A 21,885-nucleotide genomic window follows, 5' to 3' on the forward strand; every position below is an offset into this window, starting at 1 on the left:
AACGTGCGGCACGGGCTCAGCTCCGCCCTCGGGTTCAGCGCCGCCGACCGGGCGGAGAACGTCCGGCGGATCGCCGAGGTCGCCGCGCTGATGGTCGACGCGGGCCTGATCGTGCCGGTCTGGTTCATCTCGCCGTTCCGCACCGAACGCGCGCGCTGGCACGGGACCTCATCGTCGAGAACGAGTTCTACGAGGTCTCCGTCGACACCCCGCCGGCGGTGGCGGAGCAGCGCGACCCGAAGGGCCTGTACCGCAAGGCCCGACGCGGTGAGCTGCCGAACTTCACCGGCATCGACTCCCCTTACGAGGACCCGGAACGACCGGAGGTCCGGATCGACACCGCGGTGCTGACGCCGGAGCCCGCCACGGCAGAGGCGCTGGCGGGACTGCGTGCGCTCGGCGCCTGTTGAACGTTGTCCAGAATCGGGTATCTTTGACTAGAACACGTTCTAATCGGGAGGTCGGTGTGCCGGATCAGGCGTGGTCGCGGTTCTGCCGGGCGCTGGAGGAGGCAGGCCGGGTGGTGCTGTCGGAGCACGCGCCGGACACCCAGCTCGACCGCGCGGAGGGCTACCGCTACCTCGCCCGGCTGACCCGCGAGATGCTGTACTCCTGCCTGGACAACGCCGACCCCGACTTCCCGCGGTTCCACGAGCTCGACCTGGTGAAGATCGGCGCCGACAACCCGGACAACGTTTACCTGTCCGCGAACATCCGGGGCGACCGCACCTACCGCATCACCGGGACGCGCGGCAGCATCGCCTACTTCAGCATCGGCTCGAAGGCCAACCGCTACGCCAAGGACGGCACGATGGCCTCCACCGGTGAGCTGTCCGGTGCCGACCTCGTGACCGCGCCGGACGGCACCGTCGAGATCATCGCGAGCGCGCAGGAGCAGGGGCCGAACTGGCTGCCGCTGGCCCCCGACTCGACCGGTCTCGTGGTTCGGCAGACCTACCTCGACCGCACGACCGAGGTACCCGGCCGGTGGCACGTCGAACAGGTCGGCGGGCCTGCCGAGCCGGCCCCGCTGACGCCCGAGTTCCTCGCCAAGGCCCTGCACCGGGCGGCCCTGTCGGTGCACGGCACCGCGGCCACGTTCGCACACTGGACCCGGACGTTCATGGCCCGCCCCAACGAGTTGCCCGACTTCGGCCAGGAGGTGTTCCAGCGCGCGGGTGGCGACCCGGAGATCTTCTACCTGCACGGCTACTGGACGCTGCGGCCCGGCGAGGCCTGGGTGGTCGAGACCGACGTGCCCGACTGCCCGTACTGGAACTTCCAGCTGGGCAACTGGTGGATGGAGTCGCTCGACCACCGCCGCAAGATCACCGTCAACAAGCACACGGCCGTGCTCGACCGCACCGGCCGCCTCACGATCGTGGTGGCCGAGCGCGATCCCGGCGTGGGCAACTGGATCGACACCTGCGGTCACACCTCCGGCACCGCGCTGCTGCGCTGGCTCGGCGCCACCGAACACCCGATCCCGAAGTGCCGTGTCGTCGCCCTGGAGGAGCTCCGATGACGGTCACCACCGCGCTCGACGTCGACGAGCTGCTGACCGGGGCCGCTGCCAAGACCGGCCTGGACGACTTCGGCGACGACTGGTTCCGCGAACCGCTCGACGTGCTCGTCGCGAGCCTCAACGCGGAGGCCTCCCTGTCACCGCCGGGGGTGCGGCTCACCCGGCACCGGCTCACCGCGCTGCTGGCCGACCGGTTGCGGCTGCGCGCCCTGCAGCGCGAGCACCCCGAGGTCCTCGACGTCGAGGTGCGGGTCGCCGCGGAGATCTGCGGCCTGCCGCGCACCGGTTCCACGCTGCTGCACCGGCTGCTGGCCGCGTCGCCGCAGCTCACCTCGACGCTGTCGTGGGAGGTCGCCTACCCGGTGCCGTTCCCCGGGGAGGGGCCCGATGCCGCCGAGCGCAAACGCCGTGCCCAGGAACGCATGCGGGCCTTCGCGCAGCTCTCCCCCGACTTCGGCGACCTGCACACGGTCGTGTGGGACGGGCCGGAGGAGGACGTGCTGCTGCTGGACCGGACGTTCGTGTCCATGAGCTTCGACTCGTTCTACCGGGTGCCGTCCTACGGCGACTGGCTGCGCGCCGCCGACCAGACGCCGGCCTACCGCGAGCTGCGCGAGTGGCTGCAGGTGTTGCAGTGGCAGCAGGAGGGGCGCACCCGGCCGTGGGTGCTCAAGTCGCCGCACCACCTCACCGCGGTCGACACCGTGCTGGACACCTTCCCCGGCTGCAAGGTCGTGATGACCCACCGCTCACCCGCGCGAGCCGTGCCGTCGTACGCCTCGATGGTGCGCATGATGTCGTCGCAGTACAGCGAGAACGTGGACCCGCTGTGGATCGGCCCGTACTGGTCCGGCCGGTTCGCGCAGACGCTGCGGGGTTTCGCCGCGGCCCGGCAGGCCCGCCCCGAGCGGTTCGTGGACGTCCGGTTCGCCGACACCGTGGCCAAACCGCTCGTCGTCGCCCACGACGTGCTCGGCGAGCTCGGCCTGCCCGCGGGCCCGGCCGACGACCAGGCGTTCGCCGCCTACCTGCGGCAGAACCGCGCCGAACGGCACGGCGCGCACTCCTACGCCCCGGAGGACTTCGGCCTGACCGAGGACCGCCTCGAACGGGACTTCGCCTTCTACACGGAGGTCTACCCGTGATGCTCCAGGACGAGGTGGTCGTGATCACCGGCGTCGGGCCGGGCCTCGGCTCGAAGCTCGCACTCCGCGCCGCCGCCGAGGGCGCCAAGGTCGTGATGGCCGCTCGCTCCACCGGCGTGATGGACCGGGTGGCCGAGGACGTGGCGGCTGCCGGCGGCGAGGCCGTCGGGGTGTCCTGCGACGTCCGCAGACCCGACCAGGTGGCGCGGCTGGTCGAGACCGCCGTCGACCGGTTCGGCACGATCACCGGCCTGGTCAACTCGGCGTTCGGCCACCCCGGTTTCGCCGACCTGCTGGACACGCCGGAGAAGGCGGTCCGGCGGTCGATGGACATCATCCTGCACGGCGCGCTGAACGTGACCCGCGAGGTCGTGCCGCACATGAAGGCCGCAGGACGCGGCTCGATCGTGAACATCGGTACGATGACCACCCGCAAGCCGATGCGCGGCGAGGGCGGCTACGCGGTCGCGAAGGCCGCGATGGCCACCGCGACCCAGTTCCTGGCGCTGGAGCTCGGCGAGCACGGCATCCGCGCCAACCAGGCCGTCATGGGCTGGCTGGACGGCCCCGGCGTGCGGTTCTACCTGAAGTTCACCGCCGACGCGCGCGGCGTGAGCGAGCAGGACGTCTACGACGAGATCGCCGCCCGCAACCCGCTGGGCCGCATCCCCACCGACGAGGCGTGCGCGGGTGCGGTGCTGTTCCTGTTGTCCCGCTTGGCCTCCGAGGTCACCGGTGCGACGCTCGACGTCAACGGCGGGGAGTACATGCCGGCATGACCCACCTGATCGAGTCCGTCGTCGTGGAGATCGGCGCACCCGCCGAGTTCGTCTGGCAGGTGCTGGTCGACTACGCCGGCTACCCGCAGTGGAACCCGTACACGCTGAGCGTGGCCACGACGCTGGAGGTGGACTCGCCGATCGACCTCACCCTGCCGCGGCCGGACGGCTCGCCGGGCACGTTCGTGAGCCGGGAGTTCGTGCGTTCCGTCGTCCCACCGAGGTTGTTGCGCTACGACACCGGGGACACGTTCCCGGGGCTGCTCGGGGTGCGGGACCAGTGGATCACGCCGCTGGGCCCTGCCCGGTGCAGCTACCACACCTGTGAGACGTTCAACGGCAAGTACGCCGACGCCGTGGTGGCCGCTCAGGGTGCCTACGTGAAGCAGGGTTTCGACGCCGTGGCGCACGCGTTGCGCGACCGGGTGGCCGCACTGGTCACGGGCTGACCCGGTCCACCGGCCCTGCGGGCAAGAAGACGTCCCAACGCTCGGAACCGCATGTTCGAAAGGGTCGAGGCGGCGCCCAGGCGGTCATTGTCGGACGGCGTCTCATTGCTTGCCAATGGACATCCGCCATACCCTCCGCATGCTCATTTGCCAGTTGATTCGGGGCGATGCGGGTGGGACCCTTCACGGTCGCTTTGAGTGACCTCCATGAAACGCAGAGCATGCCATTCATCGACGCGACCGCTCTTCGCCGGGTCACGTCGGGAAAATCGGGTGATGTCATCTCGCTCGCTTCCGGCACACCGGACGAGAGCGACTTCGACCTGAACACCGTGCGAAGTCATCTGGAACTCTTCCACCGACACCTCGCGGACAGCTACGGCGGGGACGAGCGCGACGCGACCAGGACGATTCTTCAATACGGCCGCGTCAAAGGCGTGATCAACGACCTCGTGGCCCGGCACCTCGAGGTCGACGAACAGATCACCGCGGACGCGGATTCCATTGTTGTGACGGTGGGCGGCCAAGAGGCGCTGTTCTTGGTGATGCGGGCAGTGCGCCGCACCGACAGGGACGCGGTTCTCGCGGTCCACCCCACCTATTTCGGCTTCACCGGCGCGGCAGAGCTCGCCGATCTGAAGGTGCTGCCGGTGAAGGACAGCGCGGACGGGATCGACCTGGACGACCTGGCGGACGTGGCCGCCGAGGCGGTCGCGGCCGGTCTCCGGCCCCGTGCCGTCTACGTCGTGCCGGACTTCGCGAACCCCACCGGTACGACCATGCCCGTGCACACCAGGCAGCGACTGCTCGAGCTCGCAGGCCGGCTCGGGTTGCTGGTGGTGGAGGACAACGCGTACGGGCTGCTGTCCACCGATCGCGCGCACCCGCGCACGATCAAGTCGATGGACCGGGACAAGCAGGTCGTCTACTGCAGTTCGTTCGCCAAGACCGGTGTTCCCGGCGCCAGGGTGGGGTACGTGGTGGCCGACCAGCCGGTCACCGGCGGCGCCCCCGGCGAGACGTTGTCGGACGAGCTCGCCCGGATCAAGAACATGGTCACGCTGAACACCTCGCCGATCGCACAAGCGGTCATCGGAGGAAAGCTCCTCCACCACGATTTCAGCCTGCGCGAAGCCAATCTCGCCGTGGCCCGGCACTACCACCGCAATCTCACCGTCGCACTGGACACCCTGGCCGAACTGTTCCCGGAGGGCTCCGAACCGGAGGTCACCTGGTCCGCGCCGCGCGGTGGGTTCTTCATCGTGGTGAACGTCCCGTTCGAAACCACGGACGAGCTCTCGGGAAAGTGCGCTGCGGAGCACGGAGTTCTGTGGGTCCCGATCCACCGGTTCTACGGCGACGGAAGACCGCGTCGCCAGCTGCGCATCTCGATCAGCTCGGTCACGCCTGAGGCGTTGCGCACCGGACTAGTCAGATTGGCCGGCTTCATCTCGCAGCACGTCGAGAACTGTTCGCCCAGCGTTTTCCCCACCTCCTGACCGGGAGCTCCACAATGACTCAGTTGAACGAGGTCCGGCCGTCGTCGACCACCCGGTCGGCCACTGCCACCTGGCAGATCAGCCTGGCGGGAAACCAGCGGGGTGCGGTGGTCGAGGGCCCGCAGAAGCAGTTCTTCCGCGCCGTCGCGACCGACGGGTTGTGCGGGGCTTCCGACCTCTCCGCCTACAGCGTGGCCCTGACGCCCGATCGGCAGGTGATCCCCCACTACCACGAGGACGACCGCATCGTCGTCATGCGCTCCGGAACGGCCGTGACCCTGCTCGCCGCACCGGACGAGAGCACGTGGGAGGTGGCACTGGTGTCGGGACCAGGGGACATGATCTTCATTCCCGCGTTCTGGCGGCACCAAGCGGTCTGCCTGCACGACGTCGACGCCTTGGAGATCTCCGGAGATGCCCGGTTCAACCACTCCGTGGTGCTCGCTCCCGAGTTCGAACGCCCGGACGTCGAACAGGAGCTGCGCGAGCAGTACTCGGCAGGACGCCTGGCCCGCGGAGCCCACCTGCTGACCGGGCTCGCACAGCCGCGCGAGCCCCTGGGTGCGGGTGACGTCGGACATGTCCTCCCGTCGTAGTCGGCCAAGCGGGTAACACGGCGGTCACAAAGCTCTCCCCTGGGCGAAACGCGGGCTTCCTAGCGTTGCCGGTCGTGACAGCTGACGTGGTGGAGCGCAGCCAGACTTCCGGTACCTCGGGGGAAACCCTGGAGGACTACACCCTGCGGTTCGCGCCGCGCACCTACCGCCGCTGGACGCCAGGGGTGGTGGGTGCGTCGGCGCTGGGTGGCATCGCCTACATGGCGGACTTCTCGATCGGCGCGGGCATCGGGCTGACCCACGGCACCGCCAACGCGTTGCTGGCCATCGGGTTCGCCGCACTCGTGATCTTCGTGACCGGCTTCCCGCTGGCGTACTACGCCGCGCGGTACAACATCGACCTCGACCTGATCACGCGCGGGTCCGGGTTCGGCTACTACGGGTCCGTGCTCACGAGCGTGATCTTCGCGAGCTTCACGTTCATCTTCTTCGCGCTCGAAGGCTCGATCATGGCGCAGGGCCTGCGGTACGCGCTCGGGCTGCCGCTGTGGCTGGGCTACCTGCTGTCGACGCTGGTGATCATCCCGTTGGTGGTCTACGGGATGAAGGTGCTGGCGAAGCTGCAGAGCTGGACGAACCCGCTGTGGCTGCTGCTGATGGTGGCGCCGCTGCTGTTCCTGGTCGTCACCGAGCCGGAGTCGGTGCGGCGGTTCCTCTCCTACGACGGCGGCGGCAACGGGGTCGGCACCGCCGCGGTGGTGCTGGGGGCCGGTGTCTGCCTGTCGTTGATGGGCCAGATCGGTGAGCAGATCGACTACCTGCGGTTCATGCCGCCGCGCACCGCGGCGAACAAGCGGGTGTGGTGGACGTCGGTGGTGCTCGCCGGACCGGGCTGGGTGGTCTTCGGCGCGCTCAAGCAGGCCATCGGCGTGTTCATGGCGGTCTACGTGCTGGACGCGGTCGGCGCGGTGGCGGCCGTCGAGCCGATCGAGCAGTTCACCGGCGTGTTCAAGCAGTTCATGCCGGCGTGGCTGGTGGTGCCGCTGGCGCTGGTGCTCGTGGTGCTCAGCCAGGTGAAGATCAACGTCACGAACGCCTACTCGGGGTCGCTGGCGTGGACGAACTCGTTCACGCGCGTCACCAAGCGGTATCCGGGGCGGCTGGTGTTCGTGTGCGTGAACCTGGCGATCGCGCTGGTGCTGATGGAAGCGGACATGTTCAGCTTCCTCAACAAGATCCTGAGCTTCTACTCCAACTGCGCCATGGCGTGGGTCGTCACCGTCGCCACCGACATCGCGGTCAACAAGTACCTGCTGAAGCTGTCGCCGAAGCAGCCGGAGTTCCGGCGCGGCATGCTCCACGCGGTCAACCCGGTGGGCGTGGTGTCGTTCCTGGCGTCCTCGGGGCTGTCGATCGGCGTCTACTTCGGACTGTTCGGGCCGGCGATCCAGCCGTACTCGCCGGTCGTGGCCGTGGTGGTCCCGATCGTCGTGACACCGCTGATGGCGGTGCTCACGCGGGGCCGGTTCTACCTGCGCCGCACCGACGACGGGATCGCGGAGCCGCTGCTGGATGCGGACGGCAACCCGAGCGGCAGCAGGTACGACTGCGTGGTCTGCGGTGAGTCCTACGAACGGCCGGACATGACCGCGAGTGCGCAGGGCGGTGAGGTCTGCTCGCTGTGCCTGAGCACGGACCGCACGGGCGCACACGTACTGCCCGCCACTACCAACGTATAGCGCACGGGGGGTCTTGCCGCAAGACCCCCGGTGTGCAGCACACTCTCCCGTCGAAGGTCACGACCTGCGGAAATCTGGCGTCGGCAGGATGCTGGAGCCCCGCAGGCGAAACGGGGGAACCGAAGTTGACGTACAGCAGTTTCGTGCTCGGGCTCGACGAGGTCGACCAGGCACAGGTCGCGGTCGTCGGCGGCAAGGGCGCGCACCTCGGCGCCCTCACGCGCATCGACGGGGTGCGCGTGCCGGCCGGCTTCTGCGTGACGACGGAGGCGTTCGAACGCGTCGTGCGGGACGCGGCGGTCGGTGACCTGCTGGACCGGCTGGCCCGCCTCTCACCGGACGACCGGGAGGAGATCCGCCGGGGCAGCGCCGAGGTGCGACGGGTGCTGGAGGGCGTCGCCGTCCCGGACGAGGTGACCGCGGCGATCACCGGCGCGGTCACCCGGCTCGGCGCCGAGCACGCCTACGCCGTGCGGTCGAGCGCCACGGCCGAGGACCTGCCGACGGCGTCGTTCGCGGGCCAGCAGGACACCTACCTGAACGTGGTGGGTGCGGAGGAGGTGGTCCGGCACGTCAGCCGGTGCTGGGCGTCGTTGTTCACCGAGCGGGCCGTGACGTACCGGCTGCGCGGCGGTTTCGACCACCACCGGGTGCGCATGGCCGTGGTGGTGCAGCGGATGGTGTTCCCGCGGGCGGCGGGCGTGCTGTTCACCGCCGACCCCACGACCTCGAACCGCAAGGTCGCGTGCGTGGAGGCCACCTTCGGCCTCGGTGAGGCGCTGGTCTCCGGCCTGGTCAACACCGACGTCTACCGGGTCCGCGACGGCGAGGTGCTCAGCCGGTCGATCGCCGCCAAGGACGTGGCCGTCGAGGCCCTGCCGTCCGGCGGCACCCGCGAGCAGCCGGTGGACCCGGCGCGGCGCGAGCTGCCGGCGCTGACCGACGCTCAGGTCGTGGAGCTCGTGCGGCTCGGCCGGCGGATCGAGGCGCACTTCGGCCGCCCGCAGGACGTCGAGTGGTGCCTGGCCGACGACGGGTTCCAGGTGGTGCAGAGCCGCCCGATCACCACGCTGTTCCCGGTGCCCGGCGGCGACGGCGACGGCAACGGCAACCGCGTCTTCGTGTCCGTCGGCCACCAGCAGATGATGACCGACGCCATGAAGCCGCTGGGCCTGTCGGTGTGGCAGCTGACGACACCGCGCCCGATGGTCGTCGCGGGCGGCCGGTTGTTCGTCGACGTCACGCCGATCGTCACCGCACCGGCGAGCCGTGCCGCGTTCCTGGGCGTGGCGGGCAAGTCCGACCCGCTGATGGGTGACGCGCTGCAGACCGTCGTCGACCGCGAGGGCTTCCTGCCCGCACCGGACGACACGCCGGTGCCACCGATCCCTGGCGCGACCCCGGCCACGATCGAGACGGACCCGGCGGTCGTCATCGAGCTGATCGCCGCCGCCGAGGCCTCGGTCGCCGCACTGGAACGCGACATCGCGCCGCTGTCCGGTGTGGACCTGGTCGACTTCGTCCTCGCGGACTTCCAGGAGCTGCGCCGCGTCCTGTTCGACGCGCGCAGCACCCAGGTGATCATGGCCGGCATGCAGGCGAGCTGGTGGCTCAACGGCCACCTGCACGAGTGGCTGGGTGAGACGAACGCCGCCGACGCCCTGAGCCTGTCCGCGCCGCACAACGTGACCTCGGAGATGGGCCTGGCCCTGCTCGACGTGGCCGACGCGATCCGCCCGCACCCCGAGGTCGTGGCGTTCCTGGAGAAGAGCCCCGACTCGCTCGACGGCCTGGCCGAGGTGCCCGGTGGCGCCGAGGCCCTCGCCGCGTTGAACGGGTACCTGGACCGGTACGGCATGCGCTGTGTCGCCGAGATCGACATCACCCGGCCGCGGTGGAGCGAGCGTCCGTCCACTCTGGTGCCGATCATCCTGACCAACGTCCGCAACTTCGCGCCCGGTGCCGGTGAGCAGCGCTTCGAGCAGGGCCGCCAGGAGGCGTGGGCGAAGGAGCAGGAGCTGCTGGAGCGGTTGCGCGCGCTGCCGGACGGCGAGGCCAAGGCCGCGGAGACCAAGCGGATGATCGACCGCGTGCGGACGTTCATCGGCTACCGGGAGTACCCGAAGTACTTCATGGTGAGCCGGTACTTCGTGTACAAGAAGGCGTTGCTGGCGGAGGCCCGGCGCCTCACCGGCGTGCTGGAGTCCGAAGAGGACATCTTCTTCCTGACGCTGCCGGAGTTCCGCGACGTCGTGCTGACCGGGCAGGCCGACCTCGCGCTGATCCGCAGGCGCCGCGAGGAGTTCCGCTCGTTCGAGGCGCTGACGCCACCGCGGGTGCTGACGTCGGACGGCGAGGCCGTCACCGGCACCTACCGGCGGTCGGACCTGCCCGCGGGCGCGCTGGTCGGCCTGGCGGTGTCCGGCGGCACGGTCGAGGGGCGGGCGCGCGTCCTGCTGGACCTCGCGGAGGCCGACCTCGAACCGGGCGACGTCCTGGTCACCGCCCACACCGATCCCAGCTGGTCACCGCTGTTCGTGGCCATCGCCGGGCTGGTGACGGAGGTCGGCGGGCTGATGACGCACGGCGCGGTGGTGGCACGGGAGTACGGGCTGCCGGCCGTGGTGGGGCTGGAGAACGCCACCCGGCTGATCCGGGACGGCCAGCGGATCCGGGTGAACGGGACCGACGGGTACGTCGAGCTGCTCGACTGACCCCCGGTCCCGTGCGCCGGATCAGGAGTGGTGGTGCCGCGCCGGCCTGTTCTCCCCCACTCACCGGTAGCCCCGCATTGCGGCGGTTGAGGTACGCGCCGCGTGGTGTGCTGCGGTGGAGCTCCAGAGGCGGTGCCGGGGGTGGGCTGAAGCGCTGGCCGTGCACGGCTTCGCCGACGCCGCGGGACGGTCAGCGCTTCGGGCGGCGGTCCACGATGCGCTTCATCTTCCCCACCGACCGCTCGATCCCGCCCGGCGCCACGACCTCGACGGCCACCGTCACGCCGATCGAGCTCTTCACCAGCTGCCGCAACGTCTCGCCCGCCGCACCGGGGCCGGTGTCCTCGCGGTGCTCGACCACCACGGTCAGGTCGTCGAGGTTGCCGGTGCGGTTCAGCACGCACTGGAAGTGCGGTGACAGCGCGGGGATGCGCAGGATGAGCTCCTCGATCTGGGTCGGGAACAGGTTCACGCCGCGCAGGATGATCATGTCGTCGGTGCGGCCGGTGATCTTCTCGATGCGGCGCATCGTGCGGGCCGTGCCGGGCAGCAGGCGGGTCAGGTCGCGGGTGCGGTAGCGCAGGACCGGCATGGCCTGCTTGGTCAGGGAGGTGAACACCAGCTCGCCCTCCTCGCCGTCGGGCAGCACCTCGCCGGTGACCGGGTCGATGACCTCCGGGTAGAAGTGGTCCTCCCACACGTGCAGGCCGTCCTTGGTCTCCACGCACTCGCTGGCGACGCCGGGGCCGATGACCTCGGAGAGGCCGTAGATGTCGACGGCGTGCATGTCGAGGCGGCGTTCCATCTCGGCGCGCATGTCGTTCGTCCACGGCTCGGCGCCGAAGATGCCGACCTTCAGCGAGGTGCCGCGCGGGTCGATGCCCTGGCGCTCCATCTCGTCGATGATCGAGAGCATGTACGACGGGGTGACCATGATGACGTCCGGCTCGAAGTCGCGGATGAGCTGCACCTGGCGTTCGGTCATGCCGCCGGAGACCGGGACGACGGTGCAGCCCAGCAGCTCGGCGCCGGCGTGGGCGCCGAGGCCGCCGGTGAACAGGCCGTAGCCGTAGGCGTTGTGCAGCACGTGACCGGCGCGGCCGCCGGCGGCGCGGATGCTGCGGGCCACGACCGAGGCCCAGGTGTCGAGGTCGGCCCTGGTGTAGCCGACGACGGTGGGACGGCCGGTGGTGCCGGAGGAGGCGTGGACGCGCAGGACGTCGGTGCGCGGGACGGCGAACATGCCGAACGGGTAGTTGTCGCGCAGGTCGGCCTTGGTCGTGAACGGCAGGCGGGCCAGGTCCTCCAGCGACTTCACGTCGTCGGGGTGCACGCCGGCCGCGTCGAGGGAGGCGCGGTAGTGCGGCACGTTGTCGTAGGCGTGCCGGACCGACCACCGCAGCCGTTCGAGCTGCACCGCGCGCAGCTCGTCGACCGAGGCGGTCTCGATCGGCTCCAGGTCACCGGGCCGCGGGCTCAGGTCCAGCATCAGGTCCTCCTCCAACCGTTGCCCGCACGGTAGTTGATCGCCGGAAGTACCGGTCTTTTGCACATTTCAGTCAACATCTTGCGGACTTCTGATTCAGAGTTGCACCCTGATGTCGGATCGCCGACAAAGGAGTTCGCGATGTCCCTGTCTCGTCGCACCCTGCTCAGCTCCGCCCTCGCCGTGCCCGCCCTCGACCTCCTGCCCACTGCGGCGCGTGCCGCCAGCCCGCCGGGCGACGTGGTCGGCAAGATCACCGTCGGCTACCAGGGCTGGTTCGCCTGCCGCGGTGACGGTTCGCCGATCGACGGCTGGTGGCACTGGAACGACGACTGGAGCCGGCCGCCCGCCCCGGCGACCAGCTCGGTCAAGGTGTGGCCGGACGTGCGCGACTACGCCCGCACCTACCCGACCGCGTTCGCGAACCTCGGCGACGGCCGGCCCGCCGCGGTGTTCTCCAACCACGACCGGCAGACCGTGGACGTGCACTTCGCCTGGATGCGCGACAACGGCTGCGACACCGCCGCCCTGCAACGGTTCAACCCCACCGGCGGTGAGGGTCCGGTCCGCGACGCCGTCACGGCGCACGTGCGAGCCGCCGCCGAGGCCACCGGCCGCAAGTTCTACATCATGTACGACGTCACGAACTGGCAGAACATGCAGTCGGAGATCAAGACCGACTGGCAGGCCAAGATGGCGGCGCACACCTCGTCGCCGGCCTACGCGCGGCAGAACGGCAAGCCCGTCGTCGGCATCTGGGGCTTCGGCTTCAACGACCCCGGCCGCCCGTGGGGACCCGAGCCCTGCCAGGACGTGGTGAACTGGTTCAAGGCGCGCGGCTGCTACGTCATGGGCGGCGTCCCTACGCACTGGCGCACCGAGGTCGAGGACTCCCGGCAGGGGTTCGGGAACGTCTACCGCTCGTTCGACATGATCTCGCCGTGGATGGTCGGCCGGATCGGCACCGCCGCGGACTCGGACCGCTTCCACACCAACGTGAACCTGCCCGACCAGGCCGAGTGCAACGCGCGGGGCATCGACTACCAGCCGTGCGTGCTGCCCGGTGACCTCAACGCGCGGCAACGGGTCCACGGCGACTTCATGTGGCGGCAGTTCTACAACATGGTCCGCCTTGGCGCACAAGGCATCTACATCTCGATGTTCGACGAGTACAACGAGGGCAACCAGATCGCGAAGACCGCCGAGTCGCAGGCCGACGTGCCGGTGGGGTCGGGTTTCCTGGCACTGGACGAGGACGGGACCCGCTGCTCGGCCGACTACTACCTGCGGCTCACCGGTGACGGCGGCCGGATGCTCAAGGGGCAGCTCGCGTTGACCGCCACCCGCCCGACCGTGCCGTGGGTCGGCGGACCGCCGGCGCCGGACGTGGACCTGGCGGCGGGCCGGCCGACCGCGCAAAGTTCGCAGAACCAGCACTACGGCAGCGGCAACGTGGTCGACGGCGACCCGAGGTCCTACTGGGAGAGTGCGAACCACGCGTTCCCGCAGTGGGTGCAGGTCGACCTCGGGTCCGCGGTGGCGGTGCGGCGGGCGGTGCTGACGTTGCCGCCCGACCCGGCCTGGGGACGGCGCACGCAGGTGGTCGCGGTCGAGGGCAGCGTGAACGGGCAGGCGTTCGGTCCGCTGGCCGGGGCGAGCGGGCGCGTGTTCGACCCGGCGAGCGGCAACAGCGCCACGATCACGTTGCCCGGCAGCCAGGTCCGGTACGTGCGGCTGGTGTTCAGCGGCAACACCGGCTGGCCCGCGGGACAGCTGTCGGGGTTGCGCCTCTACGCGTGACGCAGGTGGCGTTGCGCCAGCTCGACGAACGCCGCGGTGGACGGGTGCGCGGGCAGTGCGGGCCAGGCGAGGTGGACGGTGACCGGGTCGGCGTCGGTCAGCGGCAGGTACGTGACGCCCGCGTGCGGGTGGTGGTGGATCGTGCCCGCAGCCGTGACGCCGACCGTCGCCCCGGTCGCGATCGAGGTCAGCCACTCCTCCACGCCCGGCACGTCCACCGTGCGCGGGCGGGCACCGGACGGCCACAGGTCGGCGGTGGTCGTCGCCGCGGTCTCGCACACGGCCACCGCCTCGCCCACCAGGTCGTCGAGGGTGAGGGCGGTGCGGGCGGCGAGCGGGTGGTCGTCCGCCACGGCGGCCACGCGCGGTTCCTCGATCAACGCCGCGTGCTCCACGTCGGGTGACACCGGGTGGGTGCGCAGCACGGCGATGTCCGCCTCACCGCGCCGCAGCGCCGCCTCGGGGTCGTCGGCGCGGCGGATGCGCACCAGCACGTCCGGGTGCCGGGCCCGCCACTCGCGCAGGAACGGGACCGTGAACCGGCCGAGCGCCGCCCACGCGAACGTCAGCCGCAACGGCTGCGGCCGGACGGCCTCGGCGAGCGCGCTGTCGAGCTGGGTGAGGATGCGGTGGCTGTGCTCCCACAGCCGCTGCCCGCTGCCGGTGAGCGCCACGTGGCGGGTGGTGCGGTCGACGAGGCGCACCCCCAGCCGCCGTTCGAGCTGGTCGAGCGTGCGGGACAGCGCGGGCTGGGTGACGTGCAGCGACCGGGCCGCGGCGGTGATCGACCGGTGGTCGCCGATGGCGGCGAGTGCCCGCAGGTGGCGCAGCTCGACATTCATGACTGCCGATCATAAGTGCTGCACGATCGGCATTTCACCGGCGCGCGGAACGGGCTTAGCGTCGTCGGCATGAGGATTTTGCTCGTGGGAGCCACCGGACTGCTGGGCACCGCCGTGCACGAGGAGCTCGTCGCACGCAAGCACGACGTCGTCACCGTGTCCCGCACCGGCGGTGACCTGCGGTACGACGTGACCGACCCGGACCGTGTGGCCGACCTGTACGCGGCCGTCGGGCCGGTCGACGCCGTCGCGTCGGCGGCGGGCTCGGTGCCGTTCAAGCCGCTGACCGACCTGACCACCGCCGACTACCAGGCCGGGATCACCGGCAAGGTGCTGTCGCAGGTGTCGCTCGTGCGGGAGGGCCTCTCGCACGTCACCGCCAACGGCTCGTTCACGCTGATCACCGGCGTGCTCGCGCGCGAGCCGATCGTGACCGGGGCGGCGGCGTCGCTGGTCAACGGCGCGGTGGAGGCGTTCGTGCGGGCCGCCGCCATCGAGATCGCACCGCGGCGGATCAACGCGGTGAGCCCCACCGTGTTCACCGAGGCGCTCGACACCTACGGCGACTTCTTCCCCGGCATGAGGCCGGTACCGCTGGCCGAGGTGGTGCGGGCGTACGTGCGGTCGATCGAGGGGCGGCAGACCGGCCAGGTCTACGTCCCCTGACCGGACCGGCCGGAGTGGCCGGGCCCGTGGACGTGGGTGCGCAGTCCCTGCGGGTCGAACAGGATCAGCAGCTCGACCGCGTTCCCGTCCGCGCTGCCCAGCCAGTGCGGCTGGGAGGTGTCGAACTCGGCGGCCTCACCGGGCGGCAACGTCAGGTCGAGGTCGCCGAGGAGCAGCCGCAACCGCCCGTTGAGGACGTAGAGCCACTCGAACCCGTCGTGCGTCTGCGGGGTCGGCTCGGCGAGCCCGCTCGGGATGAGCATCTTGAACGACTGCACGCCACCGGGGCGCCGGGACAGCGGGATGAACGTCATCCCGAACCGGTGGATCGGGGTCAGGTGGATGCGCGGGTCACCGGTGCGCGGGGCGCCGACGAGGTCGTCCAGCGGCACGTTGTACGTGCGCGCCAACGGCAGCAGCAGCTCCAGCGTGGCCTTGCGCTGCCCGCTCTCCAGCCGTGACAGGGTGCTCTCCGAGACGCCGGTGGTCGTGGAGAGCTCGGCGAGGGTGATGCCGCGGTGCCGGCGCAGGGCGCGCAGCCGCGGCCCCACGCCGGTGAGCACGTCGTCGGTGTCCACGACCGGCATCTTGCCAGGGCAGGCCGCGGTGGCTGCCGCACCGGGCGCTAGGCCGGGTCCTCGCTGAACGGACCGCCCGGCGCGAAGGCGTGCTCCGCGAACCGCTCCCCGATCCGCCGGTGTGCCGCGGTGTCCGGGTGCAGCGCGTCCGGCAACGGCAGCTCGGCCGCGTCCTGCTCGCCGTACAGCCGCAGACCGTCCAGGTAGGACAGGTTCGGGTCGTCGTCCCTGCGCTCCACGACGGACTCCAGCGCCTCCCTGACCACCCGCAGCGTCAACCGGCCCGGCTCCGGCACCCCGGTCGCGGTGAACAGCCGCCGCCCGGACGCCAGCGCGTCGAGGTCGATCGCACCCGGACCCGGCGTGTCCTCGTGGATGCCGCAGAAGATCGGCGAGATCAGCACCAGCGGCGTGTCCGGGTGGCCGTCGCGGATCGTGTCGAGGAACCCGTGCACCGCGGGCACGAACGCGCGCAGCCGCATGGCGTCGAAGTTCACGACGTTGATGCCGAGCTTGACGCTGATCAGGTCGGCCGGACGGTCGCGCAGGACCCGCGCGGTGAACGGGTCGACCAGCGCGCTGCCGCCCAGGCCCAGGTTGTGCAGCTCGACACCGCCGTGGCGGGCGGCGACGGCGGGCCAGATCGCGGTCGGCGTGGCGGCGTTCGAGCCGTGGCTGATGGAGCTGCCGTGGTGCAGCCAGATCCGCCGGCCCGGGTCGTGCGGGCGCAGCGGGGCGTCGGCGCGCACCGCGACCAGGTCGACGACCTCGTTGTGCGGCAACCAGAACTCGATGACCTTGGTGCCCTCGGGGAGCTCGTGGCGCTCAGTGTGCGGCCGGCCGGGGACCAACCGGGCCTCACCGGTGCGCAGGTCGACCTCCTTGACGTCGCCGGCGGCGAGCACGGTGCTCGCCGCCGGCACCCCGTCCACCACGAGGTCGACGCTGCCGCGCGGCCGGTCGAGTCCGGCGTAGGCGGTGCAGGTCGGGTGCAGAACCAGCTCGACGGTGCGCGCCTCGGTCTCCGCGACCAGGCGCACACCGGACGGGTGGCTCTCCACCGACAGCAGCTGCGGGTCCGGGTACCGCTCGCGCACCCACGCGGGCAGGCGGTGCGGGCGCAGGCCGCGGTCGGTCTGCTCCAGTTCGGCGGCACCGCGCACGAGCGGCGCGACGGGTTCAGATCGGAGCGACACGGTCACCCCACGGCAGCGCCTGTTCGAGCTGGGCGGCGAGCCTGATCAGCAGCGACTCGCCGGCCAGCGGTGCGACGAACTGGACGCCCAGCGGCAGGCCGTCGGCGGTCCAGTGCAGCGGCAGCGAGATGGCGGGCCTGCCGGTGAGGTTCGCGAGCTGGGTGTAGGGCACCCAGCCGAGGTTGTCGCGGATCATGTTCTCCACGATGCCGGTGTTGCGCAGGAACCGCGCGGTGCCGGTCTTGAGCAGCACGTCGGTGGCGCGCTGCAGGTTCACCGGCAGGTCGAACGCACCGATCTTGGGTGGCGGGGTGGCCAGCGACGGCGTGAGCAGCAGGTCGTAGGTGTCGAAGAACGTGCTGAGGCGGCGGGTGTGCTCGTGCCGGCGCTGCACCGCGTCCACGTAGTCGACGCTGCTGGTCGCCCGGCCCAGCGCGGCCATCAGCAGCGTGTCGCGTTCGAACGCGATGTCCGGCGCACCGGTCTGCCGCTTCGCGTCGCCGACCTTCCAGGCCAGGTTCACGAACCAGGTCAGCAGGAAGTCGCGGGCCAGCGCGGCGTCGTCGAACGGCGCCTCCGGCAGCTCCTCGACCTCATGACCCAGCGACGTCAGCACCTCGATCGCGCCGTCGACCGCGGCGCGTGCCTCGGGGTGCGGGTTCGGGTTGATCGCCGACGGCACGCGCACGCCGATGCGCAGCTTGCCGGGTTCCTCGGTGACGCACGACGCGTAGGACGCCTCGGGCATGCCGGGGGTGAACGGCCCGTACGGCTCACCGCCGCAGATCACGTCGAGCATCGCCGCCGTGTCGCGGACCGTGCGCGAGACGACGCCCTGCACCGCCGCGCCGTGCATCATCTCGGCGGTGCCCGGTCCGAACGGCGTGAGCCCGCGCCCCGGCTTCAGCCCGACCAGGCCGCAGCACGCCGCGGGGATGCGGGTGGAGCCGCCGCCGTCGTTCGCACCGGCGCACGGCACGATGCCCGCCGCCACCGCGGCCGCCGAACCGCCGGAGGAGCCGCCGGGCGTGTGGTCGAGGTTCCACGGGTTGCGCGCGGGACCCCACACGGCCGACTCGCTGATGGCCTTGGCGCCGAACTCGGGCAGGTTCGTCTTGCCGAAGATCACCAGGCCGGCGTCGAGCCAGCGCTGCACGACCGTGGAGTGCTCGGTGACCGGGAACGACCGCAGCGACCGCGACCCGTTCGAGGTCGGCAGGCCCGCGTAGTCCTGACCGAGGTCCTTGATCAGGAACGGCACGCCGGCGAACGGACCGGTGAGGTCGTCGGAGGGCGTCGCGGGGACGTCCCTGACGATCGCGTTGAGCCGCGGGTTCACCGCGGCGGCGCGTTCCCGCGCCACGGTCAGCAGCTCGGCCGCCGACACCTGCCCGGAAGCGACCAGCTGCGCCAGCCCGGTGGCGTCGTGTTCGCGGTACTCGTCGAAGTCCACGCGATCAAGGTAACCGCTCGTCGCGCCGCTTTCTGCCGAGCGGAGCAACGCCGGGAGCTGCTACCGTTGACCGGGTAGAGATCAACCTCCTCGAAGGAGCTCGACGTGCTGGTGGGTGAAGACGACATCTCCGGGTGAGCCCGGGGTGTGACAGGCCATCGCCTCCGATGGCCGTTTCGTCGTCCCTTCTTCCACCCGCGCGGGTGGCCCGCGCGTTCGCACCTCCCGAGGTCTCACCATGTCTTCCGACGCCTACGTCGTCGTGTCCGGCCTGTCCTTCTCGTGGCCGGACGACACCGTCGTCTTCGACGATCTGTCCGTCTCCTTCCCCGGCGGCCGCACCGGTCTGGTCGCCCCGAACGGTGCCGGCAAGTCGACGCTGCTCAAGCTCATCGCGGGTGCGTTGCCCCCGGCCGGCGGCAGCGTGACCGTCGACGGCGTGCTCGGCTACCTGCCGCAGGACCTGCCGCTCACCGCGGACGTGACCGTGGCCGAGGTGCTCGGCGTCGCGGCGGTGCTGCGCGCCATCAGTGCCGTCGAGTCCGGTGACGTCGACGAGGAGCACTTCACCGTCATCGGCAACGACTGGGACCTGGAGGAACGCACCCGCGCCCAGCTCGACCGGCTGGGTCTGGGCGACCTGGCGCTGGACCGGAAGCTGGGCACGCTGAGCGGCGGCCAGATCGTGTCGCTGGGGCTGGCGGCCCAGCTGCTGAAGCAGCCGGACGTGCTGCTGCTCGACGAACCGACCAACAACCTCGACCTGGACGCCCGGCACCGGCTCTACTCGGTGCTCGACGACTGGCGCGGCTGCCTGCTCGTGGTGAGCCACGACCGGGCGTTGCTCGACCGGGTGGACCGCGTCGCCGAGCTCGACGCCGGCGAGATCCGGTTCCACGGCGGGAACTTCAGCGCCTACGAGGAGGCCGTCGCCGCCGAGCGCGAGGTCGCGGAGAAGAACATCCGCAGCGCCGAGCAGGAGGTCAAACGCGAGAAGCGGGAGATGCAGCAGGCCCGCGAACGCGCGGCCCGGCGTGCCTCGAACGCCCAGCGCACCCTCTCCAGCGCCGGACTGCCGAAGATCTTCGCGGGCACCATGAAGCGCAACGCCGAGGTGTCCGCCGCCAAAGCCGACGGCACGCACGCCGCCCGGCTCAGCGCCGCGAAGACCCGCCTCGACCAGGCGGAGCGGTCGCTCAAGGACGAGCAGCGGATCAGCCTGGAGCTGCCGCAGACCGCCGTGCCCGCCGGGCGCACGTTGTTCCTGGGCACCGGCATCCGGGTGCGGGACCTGTTCGACGACGCCGACCTCGCGATCCGCGGCCCTGAGCGGATCGCCCTGTCCGCACCGAACGGCGCGGGCAAGTCGACGCTGCTGCGGGTGGTCGAGGGCTCGCTCACGCCCGAGGCCGGTGAGGTGAAGCGCGCGGACGGCCGGATCGCGTACCTGTCGCAGCGGCTGGACCTGCTCGACGACAGCCGCACGGTGGCGGAGAACCTGGCCGCGGCCGCACCGGCGATGCCGCAGGCCGACCGGATGAACCTGTTGGCGCGCTTCCTGTTCCGCGGCGCGCGGGCCCACCTGCCGGTCGGGGTGCTGTCCGGTGGCGAACGGCTGCGCGCCACGCTGGCGTGCGTCCTGTTCGCCGAGCCGGCACCGCAGTTGCTGCTGCTCGACGAACCGACGAACAACCTCGACCTGGTCAGCGCCGCGCAGCTGGAGAGCGCGTTGAACGCCTACCAGGGCGCGTTCGTCGTCGTGAGCCACGACGAGCGGTTCCTGGGCGAGGTGCGGATCGACCGCTGGTTGCGCCTGGAGGGCGGCAAGCTGCTGGAGGCCGCTCGTGGCTGAGGCGGTGCCGGCGCAGGCGTTGGTGGCGCACGAGCTGGTGCGCGGGTTCGGTGGGCGCCGGGTCCTCGACGGGGTGTCGCTCACCGCGGCACCCGGCCGGCGGATCGGCCTGATCGGGGAGAACGGCGCGGGCAAGTCGACGTTGCTGCGGCTGCTCGCCGGGGTCGACGAGCCCGACGGCGGCCGGGTGGACCGGCCGCGGGACCTGGGTTTCCTGCACCAGGAGATGCCGTTCCCGGCGTCGGCGACGGTGGCCGAGGTGGTCGGCGACGCGCTGGCCGACGCACGCGAGGACCTCGCTTCGCTGGACCGGCTCGGTGCGCTGCTGACCGCCGCGCCCGACGACGTGGAGCTGCTCGCGGCGTACGCCGACCAGCTGGAGGTGGCGCAGCGGCACGAGGCGTGGGACGCGGACCGCAGGGCCGAGATCGTCCTGAGTGGACTCGGGCTGGGCGGTGTGCCGTGGGAGCGCACGCTGGGTTCGCTGTCGGGCGGGCAGCGCCGGCGGCTCGCGCTGGCGGCGCTGGTGGTGCGGCGGCCGGCGGCGTTGCTGCTGGACGAGCCGACGAACCACCTCGACGACGCGGCGGCGTTCCTGGAGGAGCAGCTGCGCGCGTTGCCCGGCGCGGTGGTGCTGGCGAGCCATGACCGGGCGTTCCTCGACGCGGTGTGCACGGACCTGGTCGACCTCGACCCGGCCGTGGAGGGCCCGGTCCGGTTCGGCGGCACGTACAGCGAGTACGTCGGGCAGAAGCGGGCCGACCGCGAGCGCTGGGAACGGCGGTACGCCGAGGAGCAGGAGGAGCTGACCGGGCTGCGCACCGACCTGGAGCTGACCGCGCACCGGGTCGCGCCGAACCGGGCGATGCGCGACAGCGACAAGATGGGCTACGGCGTGCGCGCGAACCGCGTGCAGAGCCAGATCTCCCGCCGCGTCCGCACCACCGCGCGGCGGCTGGAGGAGCTGGAACGCCGGGCCGTGCCTGCTCCCCCGCCCCCGCTGCGGTTCCACGCCGAGCCGACGTCGGCGGCCGAAGAGGTCCTCGTGTCGTTGCGGGAGGTCCACGTGCCCGGCCGGCTCGACCTCGACCGGCTCGACGTGCGCGAGGGCGACCGGGTGCTCGTGAGCGGTCCCAACGGTTCCGGCAAGTCCACGCTGCTGCTCGCCCTGGCCGGCCGCCTGGCGGTCACGGGGGTGCGGCGACGTCCCGATCTGCGGGTCGGACTGCTCGACCAGGACACGGTGTTCGAGCACCCGCGGCGCACCGCCCGTGCCACCTACGGGCGGGCGCTCGGGGCGGAGCGGGCGGCGCGGGTCCCGCTGGAGTCGCTGGGGTTGCTGCACCGGCGGGACCTGGGCAAGGCGGTCGGCACGTTGTCGGTCGGTCAGCGCCGCCGGCTCGCCCTGGCGTTGCTGGTGGCCGACCCGCCGCAGCTGTTGCTGCTCGACGAGCCGACCAACCACCTGTCGCCGACGCTGTGCGACGAGCTGGAGGACGCGCTGGGGCCGGGTCCGGGGGCGGTCGTGGTCGCGAGCCACGACCGGTGGCTGCGCAGGCGGTGGGAGGGCGAGGAGCTGGTCGTGGCCGCCCGGGGCTGACGCGG

18 protein-coding genes and 1 pseudogene are annotated in these 21,885 nt (G+C 71.4%); 14 read left to right on the forward strand and 5 right to left on the reverse strand.

Going from position 1 to position 21,885, the window contains the following annotated elements:
• Nucleotides 1-3 precede the first annotated feature (3 nt).
• The 10 genes and pseudogenes from AB0A63_RS11535 to rph form a co-directional block, all read left to right on the forward strand.
• Nucleotides 4-72: pseudogene (locus tag AB0A63_RS11535) on the forward strand (adenylyl-sulfate kinase); the annotation flags it as partial.
• Nucleotides 73-170: 98 nt separating this feature from the next.
• On the forward strand, nt 171-410 hold the full coding sequence (locus AB0A63_RS11540; protein WP_360389846.1) for an adenylyl-sulfate kinase: 240 nt from the start codon (nt 171-173) through the stop codon (nt 408-410).
• A gap of 56 nt (nt 411-466) precedes the next feature.
• The gene (locus AB0A63_RS11545; protein ID WP_360388653.1) at nt 467-1,525 is read left to right on the forward strand and encodes a DUF1214 domain-containing protein; all 1,059 of its coding nucleotides are present in this window, start codon (nt 467-469) and stop codon (nt 1,523-1,525) included.
• A complete protein-coding gene (locus AB0A63_RS11550; RefSeq protein ID WP_360388655.1) occupies nt 1,522-2,670 on the forward strand; it encodes a sulfotransferase in 1,149 nt (382 codons plus the stop codon). Before AB0A63_RS11545 ends, AB0A63_RS11550 begins: the two co-directional genes overlap by 4 nt.
• Nucleotides 2,670-3,449, forward strand: coding sequence for an SDR family oxidoreductase (locus AB0A63_RS11555; RefSeq protein ID WP_360389849.1), 780 nt, complete (start codon nt 2,670-2,672; stop codon nt 3,447-3,449). The genes AB0A63_RS11550 and AB0A63_RS11555 overlap by 1 nt, the downstream gene beginning before the upstream one ends.
• Nucleotides 3,446-3,898 (forward strand): SRPBCC domain-containing protein, encoded by a 453-nt coding sequence (locus AB0A63_RS11560; protein ID WP_360388657.1) that lies wholly within the window; start codon nt 3,446-3,448, stop codon nt 3,896-3,898. The genes AB0A63_RS11555 and AB0A63_RS11560 overlap by 4 nt, the downstream gene beginning before the upstream one ends.
• A 221-nt stretch (nt 3,899-4,119) precedes the next feature.
• On the forward strand, nt 4,120-5,397 hold the full coding sequence (locus AB0A63_RS11565) for a PLP-dependent aminotransferase family protein (RefSeq protein WP_360388660.1): 1,278 nt from the start codon (nt 4,120-4,122) through the stop codon (nt 5,395-5,397).
• A 14-nt stretch (nt 5,398-5,411) separates the two neighbouring features.
• Nucleotides 5,412-5,993 (forward strand): hypothetical protein, encoded by a 582-nt coding sequence (locus tag AB0A63_RS11570; protein WP_360388663.1) that lies wholly within the window; start codon nt 5,412-5,414, stop codon nt 5,991-5,993.
• Nucleotides 5,994-6,067: 74 nt separating this feature from the next.
• Nucleotides 6,068-7,693 carry an allantoin permease gene (locus AB0A63_RS11575; RefSeq protein WP_360388666.1) on the forward strand — a complete coding sequence of 542 codons (1,626 nt, stop codon included), beginning with the start codon at nt 6,068-6,070 and terminating at the stop codon, nt 7,691-7,693.
• Nucleotides 7,694-7,818: 125 nt separating this feature from the next.
• Nucleotides 7,819-10,407, forward strand: a complete 2,589-nt coding sequence (gene rph, locus AB0A63_RS11580) for a rifamycin-inactivating phosphotransferase (protein WP_360388668.1) — start codon at nt 7,819-7,821, stop codon at nt 10,405-10,407.
• A gap of 190 nt (nt 10,408-10,597) precedes the next feature.
• Here the strand turns inward: rph and paaK are convergent, their stop codons facing one another.
• On the reverse strand, nt 10,598-11,896 hold the full coding sequence (gene paaK / locus AB0A63_RS11585; RefSeq protein WP_360388671.1) for a phenylacetate--CoA ligase PaaK: 1,299 nt from the start codon (nt 11,894-11,896) through the stop codon (nt 10,598-10,600).
• Between the two features lie 138 nt (nt 11,897-12,034).
• Between paaK and AB0A63_RS11590 the strand changes: the two genes are divergently transcribed.
• Entirely contained in the window at nt 12,035-13,693 is a 1,659-nt protein-coding gene (locus AB0A63_RS11590) for a discoidin domain-containing protein (RefSeq protein WP_360388674.1), read from the forward strand.
• Here AB0A63_RS11590 and AB0A63_RS11595 read toward each other — a convergent pair.
• On the reverse strand, nt 13,684-14,535 hold the full coding sequence (locus AB0A63_RS11595) for a LysR family transcriptional regulator (RefSeq protein ID WP_360388676.1): 852 nt from the start codon (nt 14,533-14,535) through the stop codon (nt 13,684-13,686). The two genes, AB0A63_RS11590 and AB0A63_RS11595, sit on opposite strands and share 10 nt — an antisense overlap.
• Nucleotides 14,536-14,604: 69 nt before the next feature.
• Here AB0A63_RS11595 and AB0A63_RS11600 point away from each other — a divergent pair, with 69 nt between their 5' ends.
• Nucleotides 14,605-15,201, forward strand: a complete 597-nt coding sequence (locus tag AB0A63_RS11600) for a short chain dehydrogenase (protein ID WP_360388679.1) — start codon at nt 14,605-14,607, stop codon at nt 15,199-15,201.
• On the opposite strand, the gene AB0A63_RS11605 is transcribed toward AB0A63_RS11600, so the two are convergent.
• From AB0A63_RS11605 to AB0A63_RS11615, 3 genes are read right to left on the reverse strand one after another with little or no spacing between them, the layout of a single operon-like run.
• A complete protein-coding gene (locus AB0A63_RS11605; RefSeq protein WP_360388682.1) occupies nt 15,189-15,788 on the reverse strand; it encodes a helix-turn-helix transcriptional regulator in 600 nt (199 codons plus the stop codon). The genes AB0A63_RS11600 and AB0A63_RS11605 overlap by 13 nt on opposite strands.
• A gap of 38 nt (nt 15,789-15,826) precedes the next feature.
• Nucleotides 15,827-16,975, reverse strand: coding sequence for a GDSL-type esterase/lipase family protein (locus AB0A63_RS11610; RefSeq protein ID WP_360388685.1), 1,149 nt, complete (start codon nt 16,973-16,975; stop codon nt 15,827-15,829).
• Nucleotides 16,959-18,428, reverse strand: a complete 1,470-nt coding sequence (locus tag AB0A63_RS11615) for an amidase (protein WP_360388688.1) — start codon at nt 18,426-18,428, stop codon at nt 16,959-16,961. Before AB0A63_RS11615 ends, AB0A63_RS11610 begins: the two co-directional genes overlap by 17 nt.
• 238 nt (nt 18,429-18,666) lie before the next feature.
• On the opposite strand from AB0A63_RS11615, the gene AB0A63_RS11620 reads away from it, so the two are divergent.
• Nucleotides 18,667-20,280: an ABC-F family ATP-binding cassette domain-containing protein gene (locus AB0A63_RS11620; protein ID WP_360388691.1), complete on the forward strand. Its 1,614-nt coding sequence runs from the start codon at nt 18,667-18,669 to the stop codon at nt 20,278-20,280.
• Entirely contained in the window at nt 20,273-21,880 is a 1,608-nt protein-coding gene (locus AB0A63_RS11625; RefSeq protein WP_360388694.1) for an ABC-F family ATP-binding cassette domain-containing protein, read from the forward strand. The genes AB0A63_RS11620 and AB0A63_RS11625 overlap by 8 nt, the downstream gene beginning before the upstream one ends.
• The last annotated feature ends 5 nt before the right edge of the window (nt 21,881-21,885 follow it).

Origin of the sequence: Lentzea sp. NPDC042327 (assembly GCF_040647275.1) — a bacterium.
In the GTDB taxonomy this organism is placed as follows: Bacteria; Actinomycetota; Actinomycetes; order Mycobacteriales; family Pseudonocardiaceae; genus Lentzea.

Coding starts and splice junctions, on each gene's coding strand:
- AB0A63_RS11550 (WP_360388655.1), top strand. CDS start 1,522: ATGACGGTCACCACCGCGCTCGACGTCGACGAGCTGCTGACCGGGGCC.
- AB0A63_RS11555 (WP_360389849.1), top strand. CDS start 2,670: ATGCTCCAGGACGAGGTGGTCGTGATCACCGGCGTCGGGCCGGGCCTC.
- AB0A63_RS11560 (WP_360388657.1), top strand. CDS start 3,446: ATGACCCACCTGATCGAGTCCGTCGTCGTGGAGATCGGCGCACCCGCC.
- AB0A63_RS11565 (WP_360388660.1), top strand. CDS start 4,120: ATGCCATTCATCGACGCGACCGCTCTTCGCCGGGTCACGTCGGGAAAA.
- AB0A63_RS11570 (WP_360388663.1), top strand. CDS start 5,412: ATGACTCAGTTGAACGAGGTCCGGCCGTCGTCGACCACCCGGTCGGCC.
- paaK (WP_360388671.1), bottom strand. CDS start 11,896: ATGCTGGACCTGAGCCCGCGGCCCGGTGACCTGGAGCCGATCGAGACC.
- AB0A63_RS11590 (WP_360388674.1), top strand. CDS start 12,035: ATGTCCCTGTCTCGTCGCACCCTGCTCAGCTCCGCCCTCGCCGTGCCC.
- AB0A63_RS11595 (WP_360388676.1), bottom strand. CDS start 14,535: ATGAATGTCGAGCTGCGCCACCTGCGGGCACTCGCCGCCATCGGCGAC.
- AB0A63_RS11600 (WP_360388679.1), top strand. CDS start 14,605: ATGAGGATTTTGCTCGTGGGAGCCACCGGACTGCTGGGCACCGCCGTG.
- AB0A63_RS11605 (WP_360388682.1), bottom strand. CDS start 15,788: ATGCCGGTCGTGGACACCGACGACGTGCTCACCGGCGTGGGGCCGCGG.
- AB0A63_RS11620 (WP_360388691.1), top strand. CDS start 18,667: ATGTCTTCCGACGCCTACGTCGTCGTGTCCGGCCTGTCCTTCTCGTGG.